At 57.6% G+C, this 12527-nt stretch carries 9 protein-coding genes; 5 read left to right on the plus strand and 4 right to left on the minus strand.

Annotation, left to right across the window (positions count from 1 at the left end):
* Window position 1 precedes the first annotated feature (1 nt).
* The 3 genes from ACP7BO_RS12960 to ACP7BO_RS12970 form a co-directional block, all read right to left on the minus strand.
* Window positions 2–940 carry a rhodanese-related sulfurtransferase gene (locus tag ACP7BO_RS12960; protein ID WP_426210795.1) on the minus strand — a complete coding sequence of 313 codons (939 nt, stop codon included), beginning with the start codon at window positions 938–940 and terminating at the stop codon, window positions 2–4.
* Between the two features lie 113 nt (window positions 941–1053).
* Entirely contained in the window at window positions 1054–1350 is a 297-nt protein-coding gene (locus ACP7BO_RS12965) for a BolA family protein (protein WP_060691388.1), read from the minus strand.
* 11 nt (window positions 1351–1361) lie between these two features.
* Window positions 1362–1877, minus strand: coding sequence for a DUF2059 domain-containing protein (locus tag ACP7BO_RS12970; protein WP_060691387.1), 516 nt, complete (start codon window positions 1875–1877; stop codon window positions 1362–1364).
* 193 nt (window positions 1878–2070) lie between these two features.
* Here ACP7BO_RS12970 and ACP7BO_RS12975 point away from each other — a divergent pair, with 193 nt between their 5' ends.
* Window positions 2071–3462 (plus strand): class II fumarate hydratase, encoded by a 1392-nt coding sequence (locus ACP7BO_RS12975; protein WP_426210797.1) that lies wholly within the window; start codon window positions 2071–2073, stop codon window positions 3460–3462.
* Window positions 3463–3562: 100 nt separating this feature from the next.
* Here ACP7BO_RS12975 and pap read toward each other — a convergent pair whose 3' ends face one another.
* A complete protein-coding gene (pap, locus tag ACP7BO_RS12980; protein WP_073508970.1) occupies window positions 3563–5077 on the minus strand; it encodes a polyphosphate:AMP phosphotransferase in 1515 nt (504 codons plus the stop codon).
* Window positions 5078–5216: 139 nt separating this feature from the next.
* Here pap and mnmC point away from each other — a divergent pair, with 139 nt between their 5' ends.
* The 4 genes from mnmC (at window position 5217) to ngg (ending at window position 12503) form a co-directional block, all read left to right on the plus strand.
* Window positions 5217–7193: a bifunctional tRNA (5-methylaminomethyl-2-thiouridine)(34)-methyltransferase MnmD/FAD-dependent 5-carboxymethylaminomethyl-2-thiouridine(34) oxidoreductase MnmC gene (gene mnmC, locus ACP7BO_RS12985; protein ID WP_426210799.1), complete on the plus strand. Its 1977-nt coding sequence runs from the start codon at window positions 5217–5219 to the stop codon at window positions 7191–7193.
* A 373-nt stretch (window positions 7194–7566) separates the two neighbouring features.
* A complete protein-coding gene (locus tag ACP7BO_RS12990; protein WP_426210801.1) occupies window positions 7567–8349 on the plus strand; it encodes a response regulator in 783 nt (260 codons plus the stop codon).
* Between the two features lie 632 nt (window positions 8350–8981).
* A complete protein-coding gene (locus ACP7BO_RS12995; RefSeq protein ID WP_426210803.1) occupies window positions 8982–10754 on the plus strand; it encodes an N-acetylglutaminylglutamine amidotransferase in 1773 nt (590 codons plus the stop codon).
* 3 nt (window positions 10755–10757) lie between these two features.
* On the plus strand, window positions 10758–12503 hold the full coding sequence (ngg, locus tag ACP7BO_RS13000; RefSeq protein ID WP_397456190.1) for an N-acetylglutaminylglutamine synthetase: 1746 nt from the start codon (window positions 10758–10760) through the stop codon (window positions 12501–12503).
* Window positions 12504–12527: the final 24 nt, after the last annotated feature.

Consider the following 12527-nt stretch of genomic DNA (forward strand, 5'->3'; position numbering starts at 1 on the left):
ATCAGGCCTCGGCCGGTTTACGGTAGTTATGACCAATCGGATGCGGTTGGTTGCGGGCCTTGGCCAGGTCAATCTGCTTTTGCCGGTCTATGGCGCTGCGACGGGTTTTTTCGCTCAGTTTGTCCCAGCAATGCGGGCAACTGATGCCCGGCTGATAGTGCTCCGATTCGCGGTCAGCAATGCTGATCGGCGTGCGGCAGGCATGGCACTGATCGTATTCACCTTCACTCAGGTCGTGACGTACGGTAACCCGGTTATCAAACACGAAGCAGTCGCCTTGCCACTTGGTTTCTTCCAGCGGCACCTCTTCGAGGTACTTCAATATCCCGCCCTTGAGGTGATAGACCTCGTCGAACCCCTGGCTGAGCATGTAGCTCGACGCTTTTTCACAACGAATGCCACCGGTGCAGAACATCGCGACTTTCTTGTGCTTGGCCGGGTCGAAGTTGGCTTTGATGTAGTCAGGAAATTCGCGAAAACTGGTGGTTTTCGGATCGATGGCACCTTCAAACGTACCAATAGAAACTTCGTAATCATTGCGGGTGTCGATCAGCAACACCTGCGGATCGCTGATCAGCGCATTCCAGTTCTCGGGGTCGACATAGGTCCCGACTTTTTTGTTCGGGTCTACGCCTTCTACGCCGAGGGTGACGATTTCTTTCTTGAGCTTGACCTTGGTCCGATAGAACGGCTGGTCGTCGCAGTAGGATTCCTTGTGGTCAATATCGACCATGCGCGGGTCAGACCTGAGCCAGGCCATCAGCCCGTCAATGCCTTCACGAGTGCCTGAAACAGTACCGTTGATACCTTCTTCAGCAATCAGCAAAGTGCCCTTGACCCCATTGTCGACCATGGCCTTGAGCAAAGGCTCACGCAGCTCGACGTAATCTTGCAGGGTGACGAATTTATACAGTGCAGCTACCACAATTGGCGAAGTCATCGCATATTTCTCCAGGTGGCTACCCTCGTAAAGGGTGAACCGGATGCAAAAAAAAACGCGCCGACTGAGCGGCGCGTTGCGGATTCTAGCAAAAAGCAGGCTTAACAAGCCACTTAGTGCCCACCGCCGGCACAGGTCGGCGAGGCCGGGGCTGTACCGATCTTCGCCCATTCCTCAGGCGTGTAAGTGTGCAAAGCCAGCGCATGGAACTCGCCCATCAAGTCACCCAGGGTGGCGTAGACCTTTTGGTGACGCTTGACGCTGTTGAGCCCGTTGAACTGCTCGCTGACCACCACCGCCTTGAAGTGGGTCTGCAACCCACGACTGTGCATGTGGCTTTCATCCAGCACGTTCAGGTGCTCGGGGTGCAATGCGCCCAGCGCCGCTTCGATACGATGTTGCATGCTCATTCAGGCTCCGCTTACTTCTTCTTGGCCGGGGCCGCTTTTGGCTCCAGCTGGGCAGTCATGTCTTCCAGCAGTTTGTTGACCACAGGCACCGCGCTTTCCAGCTTGGCCTGAGTCATTTGTGCCGATTGCTGAGTCAGCTGCGGCATTTTTTCCAGCACTTTCTTGCCCAGGGGCGATTGATAGAAAGCAACCAGGTCCTTGAGTTCGGATTCGCTGAAGTTGGTGGTGTAAAGCTTGACCATGTCAGGCTTCAGTTTGTCCCAGCCGATAGCCTGGTCCAGAGCGGTGTTGGCCTTGGCCTGGTAGGTTTCCAGCAGTGCTTTCTTGGAAGCCGGAGCCTTGGTCTGCTCAAAACGCTGAGCGAACATTTGCTGCACTTGCATGTACACCGGGGTACCCAGCTTGTCGGCATGTGCCAGCTTGAGGAATGTTTCAGCAGTGGCAGCGTGACTGGCGGTATCGGCGAAAACCTGGCCGCTGGCGCAAACCAGAGCTACCGCAGTACAGATGGCGCGAAGACGGGTCATCGAGTTTCCTTTTCTAGCAAGCGAGGACGAACCCCAAGGGCGCCCATTCTGCGCCTAAAAAAGTCCGGCACTCAACCCCGAGTCCGATAGAGACCCTGAACTATCAGATGAAAGCCTCTTAAACCAAAGTTTGAACCTCTATTGCAATTGAACGCCTAAGCTCACTGATCAACCCCTATGGAGAAAGCCCCCGATGAGCCGTATCGAAACCGACAGCCTGGGTGAAGTGAACGTACCGGATGAGGCCTACTGGGGTGCTCAGACCCAGCGCTCGCTGATCAACTTTGCCATCGGCAACGAAAAAATGCCGCTGGCTGTACTGCACGCTCTGGTGTTGATCAAAAAGGCGGCGGCACGGGTCAATGATCGTAATGGAGACTTGCCGGCCGACATCGCCCGCCTGATCGAACAGGCCGCCGATGAGGTACTTGACGGTGAACACGATGATCAGTTTCCTCTGGCGGTGTGGCAAACCGGCAGCGGCACACAAAGCAACATGAACGCCAACGAAGTGATCGCCGGGCGTGCCAACGAACTGGCAGGTAAAGGTCGGGGCGGCAAGTCACCGGTCCACCCTAACGACCACGTCAATCGTTCACAAAGTTCAAACGACTGCTTCCCGACTGCCATGCATATTGCCGTTGCCAAAGCGGTCCACGAGCATCTGCTGCCAGCCATCAACGAATTGTCCGGCGGCCTCGCCGAATTGTCGGCGCGGCACATGAAGCTGGTGAAAACCGGCCGTACCCACATGATGGATGCGACCCCGATCACGTTCGGCCAGGAGGTGTCGGCCTACATCGCGCAACTCGATTACGCGCAGAGCGCCATCCTCGCCGCATTACCTGCCGTTTATGAACTGGCACAGGGCGGTACGGCGGTGGGTACCGGCCTTAACGCACCCCACGGTTTCGGTGAAGCCATTGCCGCCGAACTGGCCGCCTTGTCGGGGCTGCCGTTTGTCACTGCGCCCAATAAATTTGCCGCCCTGTCCGGGCATGAGCCTCTGACCAACCTCTCCGGCGCGCTTAAAACCCTGGCCGTGGCCTTGATGAAACTGGCCAACGACTTCCGCTTGCTGGGCTCAGGTCCACGGGCGGGCATAGCCGAAATCAAACTGCCCGCCAATGAACCTGGCAGTTCGATCATGCCGGGCAAGGTCAATCCGACCCAATGCGAAGCCCTGTCGATGCTGGCATGCCAGGTCATGGGTAATGATGTGACCATCGGCTTTGCCGCCAGCCAGGGTCACCTGCAATTGAACGTGTACAAGCCGGTGATCATTCACAACCTGCTGCAATCCATCCAGTTACTGGCGGATGGCTGCAGCAACTTCCAGGAACATTGCGTAACCGGGCTTGAGGTCGATGCGCAGAAAATGGCTGAACATCTGGAGCGCGGCCTGATGCTGGTGACGGCCTTGAACCCGCATATCGGTTATGACAAGTCTGCCGAAATCGCGAAAAAGGCCTATGCACAAAACCTGACCCTGCGCGAAGCCGCTCTGGACCTGGGCTACCTTACGGATGCCGAATTCGATCTATGGGTGCGCCCTGAAAACATGCTGGGTAACGGTAAACACTGAGCCGGCAGGCCTTTACCTTCGCTCGCGAAGCAAGTTGACGCTGCTGCATAGCTTTGCGGCTATACGCAGCGTCTGCGAACTCATTACGAGCAAGCCCCTTCTACTTTTTGGACTTCTTGTTGCGTTTGTCCTGCTTCTCAAAGGCGGCTTCGAGCGCCTCATTGATGGTGCGCAACACCTTGACCCGCGCCCAGCGCTTATCGTTGGCTTCAACCAGAGTCCAGGGTGCTATCTCGGTGCTGGTACGGTCGACCATGTCACACACCGCACTGCGATACAGATCCCACTTTTCGCGGTTGCGCCAATCCTCTTCGGTAATCTTGAAACGCTTGAACGGGATCTCTTCACGGGCTTGAAAGCGCTCCAGCTGGGTCTGCTTATCGATCGCCAGCCAGAACTTGACCACGATCACGCCAGCGTCGCGCAGTTGCTCTTCGAAATCGTTGATTTCGCCGTAAGCACGCATCCAGTCAGCCTGGGTACAAAAGCCTTCAACCCGCTCCACTAGCACCCGCCCATACCATGACCGATCAAAAATCGTGAACTTGCCCCGCGCCGGAATTTGTCGCCAAAAACGCCAGAGGTAAGGCTGCGCTCGCTCGTCTTCTGAGGGAGCTGCTATCGGCACGATATTGTACTGGCGAGGGTCCAGTGCCGCTGCCACCCGCCGGATAGAGCCGCCCTTACCCGCCGCATCATTACCTTCAAACACCGTGATCAACGCATGGCGGCGCATGCGTTTGTCGCGCATTAGCCCCGACAAGCGTGCCTGCTCGGTAATCAGTTGTTCCTGGTAATCGTCTTTTTCAAGTTGTTTGTTCAGGTCCAGGCAGTCAAGCAAACTCAAGCCGTCGACGATATCAGGCAGCGGGGGGAAATTACTTGCCCGCGCCCTGGGTTTGGGAGAGTTCAGTACGGCTTGCATGCCCTCCAACAAAATCTTGCCAACGGTCAGGCTGCGGTAGTGGGGATCGACACCCTCCACAATGTTCCACGGGGCGTAGTCACGGCTGGTACGGCGAATGACCCGCTCCCCATAGCGCACAAACTTGTCGTAGGTTTGCGACTGCTGCCAGTCCAGCGGGCTGATGCGCCAGCTGTGCAGGGGGTCATCCTTGAGTGCGTTAAGTCGTGCTTTCATCTGTTTTTTGGACAAGTGAAACCAGAATTTGAAGATCAGGGCCCCCTCATCCGACAGCATTTTCTCCAGCCGCTCAGCGCCATTGATGGCCTGATCGAGGACTGCATTCTTGAACACGCCGTGAACCCGGCCCTGGAGCATCTGGCTGTACCAATTGCCGAAGAACACGCCCATCCGCCCCTTGGCCGGCAATTGACGCCAGTAGCGCCACGCAGGCGGATGCGCCAGTTCTTCGTCGGTCTGACGGTCAAAGGTACGCACCTCGATCCGGCGCGGATCCATCCACTCGTTAAGTAGTTTGACTGTCTCGCCCTTCCCTGCGCCTTCAATGCCATTGATCAGTACGATAACTGCGCAACGCTTTTGCTGTTGCAGATCGTACTGGGCCTCCAGCAAGGCTTCGCGCAAGGCAGGAACTTCCTGATCGTAGGTTTCTTTATCGATAAAGTGGCCGATTTCAGCGGATTCGAACATAGAAAGCTCCCAGGACAGTTGGCACAAGACTAGCGGATAGCTCATCAATGCGCCGGAACAAACCGTATAACCTTGCCATGAATCAATCCCGCTGTTGCTGATCAGCTAGAATGGCCGCCTTGCCGTTGCCGAGCCGCACATGACTACTGAAATGCCCAATGCCCAGATTGACTGGGATGACCAAGGCCGCCCCCATTCGCGGGTGTTTGATGACGTGTATTTTTCGGACAAGTCCGGTCTCGAAGAAACCCGATATGTGTTTATTGAGCAAAATGCCCTGCAGGAGCGTTTCTCTGCCTTGCCCGCCAACAGCCAACTGGTTATCGGTGAAACCGGCTTCGGCACAGGATTGAATTTTTTATGTGCCTGGCAGTTGTTTGATCAGGTCGCACACCCTGATGCACGCCTGCACTTCATCAGCGTCGAAAAATACCCGCTGACCCGCGACGACTTGCAGCGCGCGCTCGCCCTGTGGCCCGAACTCGCCACGTACAGCGAACAATTGCTGGCGGCGTATTATGCGATTCATCCCGGCTTTCAAACCCTGACCCTGGCCAATGGGCGAGTAACTCTCACCCTGCTGATTGGCGATGTGCTGGAACAACTGCCGCAACTTGATGCCCGCATTGACGCCTGGTTTCTCGACGGTTTTGCTCCGGCAAAAAATCCGCACATGTGGACTCCCGAGCTGTTCGCGCAATTGGCGCGTCTGGCGGCGCCCGATTCGACGATCAGTACCTTCACCAGCACCGGATGGGTACGGCGTGCGTTGAACGAAGCCGGGTTCAAGATGCGTCGAACCCCGGGAATCGGCCACAAGTGGGAAATCCTGCGCGGGACCTTCCCGGGCTTGCCTGAAAGCCCTTCGACGACCTGCGAGATCAAACCCTGGTACGCCCGCCCGCCTCAAGTCAGCGCTGAGCGCAAAGCGCTGGTAATTGGCGGCGGCCTGTCGGGTTGCGCCACTGCCAACAGCCTGGCCCGCCGTGGCTGGGAGGTGTGCTTGCTCGAGCGCCACGAGCGGCTGGCCAAAGAGGCCTCGGGTAATCCCCAGGGCGTGCTCTACCTCAAGCTTTCCGCCCACGGCACTACGCTGTCACAAATGATTGTCAGTGGCTTCGGCTACACCCGTCGCTTGCTGGAAAACCTGCAGCGCGGGCGTGACTGGGATGACTGTGGCGTACTGCAACTGGGCTTTAGCGCCAAGGAAGCCGAGCGTCAGGCACAGCTGGCAGAGGCCTTTCCTCCGGCACTGGTGCATTTGCTTGATCAACCGCAAGCCCAGGCGCTGGCCGGGATCGAGCTGGCCCATGGTGGACTGTTCTACCCCGAAGGGGGCTGGGTCCACCCTCCTGCGCTGTGCCGGTTCCAGGCTCTGCACCGCAATGTTCAGGTGCTGACTCACCATGACGTGCTGCAACTGCACAAAGTCGAAGACCAGTGGCAGGCATGCCAGGATGACAAAGTGCTGGCCAGTGCTCCGGTGGTGGTGCTCGCCGGTGCGGCGGAGGTCAAGCGTTTCCCGGCCAGCAGCGGGTTGCCGCTCAAACGGATACGCGGGCAAATCACCCAACTGGCCGAAACCCCAGACAGCAGCGTGCTCCAGACCGTGGTTTGCGCCGAAGGTTATGTGGCACCCGGCCGGCTCGGCGAACACACCCTGGGGGCCAGTTTCGACTTTCATAATGAAGACTTGAGCACCACCCCCGAAGGCCATCAGGGCAATCTGGACCTGCTTGACGAGATCTCCCCCGACCTGGCGAAACGCCTGGGTGAACAGCTGGACCCCGAGTCGCTGCAAGGCTGGGCCGCCTTCCGTTGCACCAGCCCCGACTATTTACCGATCGTGGGCCCGCTGGCCGATCCGCAGCTGTTTGCCCAGGCGTATGCCGCATTAAGCAAGGACGCGCGCCAGGTTCCGGCGACGCCCTGCCCCTGGCTTGAGGGCCTGTATGTGAACAGCGGTCATGGCTCTCGAGGTCTGATCACCGCACCGCTGTCCGGGGAAATGCTCGCCGCCTGGATTAACGACGAGCCAATGCCCGTGCCTCGCAGCATCGCCGAGGCCTGTCACCCTGCCCGCTTCGCTGTGCGGGCGTTGATCAGAAGGCAGTAGTCATCTTTTAAGCGGGCAGCGGTTTAAATACCGCTGCCGCAGCTTTATTAACTATTAAGTGACGCCTTAACATTAACTAACTGCCCGCGCAATTACCCGTTAAGCCTATCGCAAACGTTTGCAGTCTCTTACAAGGTTAGTGCGGTTAGATTCCCGCTGCGCCAAAAGTCCTGACCCTAAGAATTCTAAATAGCGGCATGTTCTGGCCGTTCAGCGTGTGCCTCCTTTAACACTTGGGCCGGGCAAAAACCCTTAAATATCTCAGCAAGTGCATCGAGTGCTCAATTTTGCCGATGAGTCATACTCAACCTGACCAACTGCACTACAATCGGCTCCCCTGCAAAACTCTAACTCGCCAAACATGGAGTAGCGTGTGACTTTTTCTTCTCCCCAGAAAAAAATACTTGTGGTTGATGACCACCCATACATTGTCGATGAAATATGCGAGTTCCTGGAAAGCAGTGGTTATGTGTGCGTCCCCTGTCATTCCAGTCGTCAGGCCATTCAGCTTTTCCATGATGATCCTTCAATCAACCTGGTGCTGTGCGATTTGCTCATGCCCGAATACGACGGTGTCGAACTGTTCCAGGCATTGAAACTGATTGCCGGCACGACCCGCGTCTTTGAGGCGATCATGCTGACCGGCTTTGGCGATAAACAGGACGTCATCCGGGCGTTACGCGAAGGGTTCAGTGATTACTATCAGAAGCCGGTAGATCTGAACGAACTTCTGGCAGGCCTGAAACGCCGCGAGAAAGCCCTGCTCGAACGGCAGACAAGTACCCAGCATCTGGGAGATCTGAGCCAGAAGCTTTATACATTGATCGATTCGATCAATGACTTGTCCCAAGATATCGGCCAAGTGCATCTAGCAGACTCCGCTACATCGATGTTTACGAACCGGGGAAATTCGACTGTCGAAGCTGCGCCCCCCATTTTCAATCAACTTTCTCCGCGCCAACTTCAAGTTGCACAGCTCGTCAGTACGGGCCAGACAAATTTTCAGATTGCCTGTGAAATGGGAATTACAGAAAACACTGTAAAGCTCTATGTATCACAAGTATTACGCCTGACCGAAACGCGAAACCGGACACAATTGGCACTGGCCCTGACACCGGGTAACTCCCGAACTAACCCGCGTTCTTCTGCCTATTGAGACAATAGGCATAGAGGATGTAAGCCTTTTCTAAAAAAATTAAATCCGCCGAATGTTCCACTCGACATCTTATATGCCAAGCATAATTTCATACCCGTCACGCCAGTAAAGTATCCGGTTCTTTCGTAAACCGCCGCTATTTGCCCCGCCTCACTAACTATCCCTGCGCCTGACTGGCGAACGTACACCCCGATTTTTTTGGCCCGCAGCGAAGCAGACGCACGCCAATTCACCGCTGATGCGGACCCCGGATCAGGCTAAACCGGGTGCCCCGGGAAAGGACAAACCACGACCATTCGTAAAGTTTATTGAACGATCGCGGCAGGCAGGGACTCGAAAAACCCGGACTACTTACGGCGGCGCGCTCTGACTGCGCTTTTGCGCCGGAAGGATCGGGAGACAGGTCAGAGCTCTATGTCCGATCCGAAACAGGGCCTGGACGCTACGGGTTCTCAGCACGGTGAATGCCAGGGCCTGGCATTCGTAGACTGCTTTGAACCGATGCCGGCAGATCAACTTTCCCGATGGCCGGGACGAGCTTGAGACCCCCGTCAGCTGCAAAACGGATCACATTTACCGATTTCGTAGCTGGCGTAGCGCAACAGGCCCGGATTCAAAAGGGTTACAGCACCATGTGCGGATTAGCTGGAGAGTTACGTTTTGATCATCAACCTGCCGATCTGGCAGCCATCGAACGCATCACCCATCACCTGGCACCTCGTGGGCCCGACGCCTGGGGCTTTCACAGCCAGGGCCCAATAGCCCTCGGCCACCGCAGGCTGAAAATCATGGACCTGTCAGACGGTTCAGCGCAGCCAATGGTCGACAGCCAACTGGGTTTGTCACTGGCGTTCAACGGCGCCATTTATAACTTCCCCGAACTGCGTGCCGAGCTCGAAAACCTGGGCTACGCATTTTATTCGGACGGCGATACCGAAGTACTGCTCAAGGGCTATCACGCCTGGGGCGAAGCGTTACTGCCCAAGCTCAATGGCATGTTTGCCTTTGCCATCTGGGAGCGTGACAGCCAATCGCTGTTCATAGCCCGTGACCGCCTGGGCGTAAAGCCGCTGTACCTGTCGCGGACCGGCGAACGCTTGCGTTTTGCCTCGACCCTGCCGGCACTGCTCAAGGGCGGTGATATCAGCCCGATGCTCGACCCGGTTGCACTCAACCACTACCTCAATTTCCATGCCGTGGTGCCCGCCCCGCGCACCCTGATTGCCGGCATCGAAAAACTGCCGCCTGCCACCTGGCTGCGCATCGGCGCCAACGGCCAAACCGAGCAAAAAACCTGGTGGACCCTGCCCTACGGGCCGCACGCCGACGAGGTCAACCTGACCCTGGAAGACTGGCGCGACCGCGTTCTGGACAGCACCCGCGAAGCCGTAGCCATTCGCCAGCGTGCGGCCGTGGATGTTGGCGTGCTGCTCTCGGGCGGCGTCGACTCCAGCTTGCTGGTGGGTTTGCTGCGCGATGTGGGCGTACAGGACCTGTCGACTTTTTCCATCGGCTTTGAAGACGCAGGTGGCGAGCGCGGAGACGAATTCCAGTACTCGGACCTGATCGCCAGACATTACGGCACCCGGCATCACCAACTGCGCATTGGCGAACATGAAATCATCGAGCAACTGCCCGCGGCCTTCCGTGCCATGAGCGAGCCGATGGTCAGCCATGACTGCATCGCATTTTATTTGCTGTCTCGTGAAGTGGCCAAACATTGCAAGGTGGTACAGAGCGGCCAGGGCGCTGACGAGCTGTTTGCCGGTTATCACTGGTACCCGCAAGTCGACGGCGCCAGCGATCCCTATGCTGCATACCGCGAAGCCTTCTTTGATCGCAGCTATGACGAATACAAAGCCACAGTGCAACCGCAGTGGCTAACCGCCAATGACGCCGCCGGCGACTATGTCCGCGAGCATTTTGCCCAGCCGGGCGCCGACGCCGGGGTAGACAAGGCCTTACGCCTGGACAGCACCGTGATGCTGGTGGACGACCCGGTCAAACGGGTCGACAACATGACCATGGCCTGGGGCCTTGAAGCCCGCACGCCGTTTCTCGATTACCGGCTGGCCGAACTGTCAGCGCGGATTCCGGCCCGTTTCAAACTGCCCGATGGCGGCAAGCAGGTACTCAAGGAAGCCGCACGACTGGTGATCCCCAGTGAAGCGATCGACCGTAAAAAGGGTTACTTTCCGGTGCCCGGCCTCAAGCATCTGCAAGGCAATACCCTTAATTGGGTGCGCGACCTGCTGCTGGACCCGAGCCAGGATCGCGGGCTGTTTCAACCGGCCATGCTTGATCAGCTACTGACCAACCCGCAAGGTCAACTGACTCCTCTCAATGGTTCCAAGCTGTGGCAGCTTGCTGCTTTGAACCTGTGGTTGAGCGAACAAGGAATCTAATCAATGAAACCCCTCGCTACGGCTTACAGCCAGCGCTTGTTACGCGGCCAGGCGCCGTCTTATGAACGCCTGCAGGCCCGTTTTGCCGAAGATGGCAGTGAACCGGGCGCAAGCCCCGTGGCCATTCATTGCGGCTGGGGTCGACTGCTGATCGGGCATACATTTCCCGATCCGGCCAGCCTGGCCAATGAGCTACTGAACGAGCAAACCGGCGAGCGCGATATAGCCCTCTATGTAGCAGCGCCCCAGCAAGTCTTGGCGCAATCGCCGCAGCAGCTGTTTCTCGACCCCTCAGACACCCTGCGCCTGTGGTTTACCGACTACCGCCCTGCCACCCGGGTGTTCCGCGGGTTCCGCATCCGCCGAGTGCAAAGTGAGGCTGACTGGAATGCGGTCAACACGCTGTATCAGGCGCGCAATATGCTGCCCGTCGACCCGCAACTGCTTACCGCACGCCACGAGGGCGGGCCGGTGTACTGGATAGCCGAAGATGAAGCCACGGGCTCGGTGATCGGCAGCGTGATGGGTTTGAACCACCACACGGCGTTTCATGACCCTGAAAACGGCAGCAGCCTGTGGTGCCTGGCCGTCGATCCACAGTGTTCACGCCCCGGCGTGGGTGAAGTGCTGGTACGCCACTTGATCGAGCACTTTATGAGCCGGGGTCTGAGCTATCTCGACCTGTCCGTGCTGCATGACAACGCTCAGGCCAAAAGCCTGTACAGCAAGCTGGGTTTTCGCAACCTGTCGACCTTTACCATCAAACGCAAAAACGGCATCAACCAGCCGCTGTTTCTGGGGCCGGGGCCCGAAGCCGGCCTCAACCCCTACGCGCGGATCCTGGTTGAAGAAGCCTACAAACGCGGGATCGATGTTCAAATTGATGACGCTGAAGCCGGGTTTTTTACCCTCAGCCACGGCGGCCGGCGGATCCGTTGCCGCGAATCACTCAGTGATCTGACCAGCGCTATCAGCATGAGCCTGTGTCAGGACAAATGCCTGACCCACAAAGTCTTGAGCCAGTCAGGGCTGAACGTGCCGAGCCAGCAACTGGCGAGCGACGCCGATGACAATCTGGCGTTTCTGGAGCGGCACGCGCGGGTGGTGGTCAAACCTGTGGATGGCGAACAGGGCAATGGCGTTGCGGTGGATCTGCAAACCATCGAACAGGTGCAGCAGGCCATCGAAACGGCACGTGCCTTTGATAATCGGGTGTTGCTCGAAAGCTTCCATGAAGGGCTTGATCTGCGCATTGTGGTGATTGGCTTTGAAGTGGTCGCCGCCGCCATCCGCCGCCCCGCACAAGTGATTGGTGATGGATTGCACCGTGTTGACCAGCTGATTGAAGCGCAAAGCCGCCGACGCCAGGCGGCTACCCAGGGTGAAAGCCGCATTCCCATGGATGGCGAAACCCTGCGCGCGGTACAGGCGGCCGGCTTCGAATACGACAGCATTTTGCCGACGGCCCAAGTATTGAACGTGCGCCGAACGGCCAACCTGCATACCGGTGGCTGCCTTGAAGACGTGACCGATATCCTGCACCCGGTGCTGGCTGACGCGGCGATCCGCGCAGCACGAGCGCTGGATATTCCGGTGGTCGGCCTGGACTTGATGGTGCTGGCCGCCGATCAACCCGAGTACGTATTTATCGAAGCCAATGAACGGGCCGGCCTGGCCAATCATGAGCCTCAACCGACCGCCGAACGCTTCATTGATTTGTTATTCCCACACAGTCAGCCGGCCCCCTGACCCGCCGCCGCTGAACGTCACCCG

This window comes from Pseudomonas sp. TWR2-1-1, from assembly GCF_049897045.1.
Taxonomy (GTDB): domain Bacteria; phylum Pseudomonadota; class Gammaproteobacteria; order Pseudomonadales; family Pseudomonadaceae; genus Aquipseudomonas; species Aquipseudomonas versuta.

Coding starts and splice junctions, on each gene's coding strand:
- ACP7BO_RS12965 (WP_060691388.1), bottom strand. CDS start 1,350: ATGAGCATGCAACATCGTATCGAAGCGGCGCTGGGCGCATTGCACCCC.
- ngg (WP_397456190.1), top strand. CDS start 10,758: ATGAAACCCCTCGCTACGGCTTACAGCCAGCGCTTGTTACGCGGCCAG.
- ACP7BO_RS12970 (WP_060691387.1), bottom strand. CDS start 1,877: ATGACCCGTCTTCGCGCCATCTGTACTGCGGTAGCTCTGGTTTGCGCC.
- pap (WP_073508970.1), bottom strand. CDS start 5,077: ATGTTCGAATCCGCTGAAATCGGCCACTTTATCGATAAAGAAACCTAC.
- ACP7BO_RS12960 (WP_426210795.1), bottom strand. CDS start 940: ATGACTTCGCCAATTGTGGTAGCTGCACTGTATAAATTCGTCACCCTG.
- ACP7BO_RS12975 (WP_426210797.1), top strand. CDS start 2,071: ATGAGCCGTATCGAAACCGACAGCCTGGGTGAAGTGAACGTACCGGAT.
- mnmC (WP_426210799.1), top strand. CDS start 5,217: ATGACTACTGAAATGCCCAATGCCCAGATTGACTGGGATGACCAAGGC.
- ACP7BO_RS12995 (WP_426210803.1), top strand. CDS start 8,982: ATGTGCGGATTAGCTGGAGAGTTACGTTTTGATCATCAACCTGCCGAT.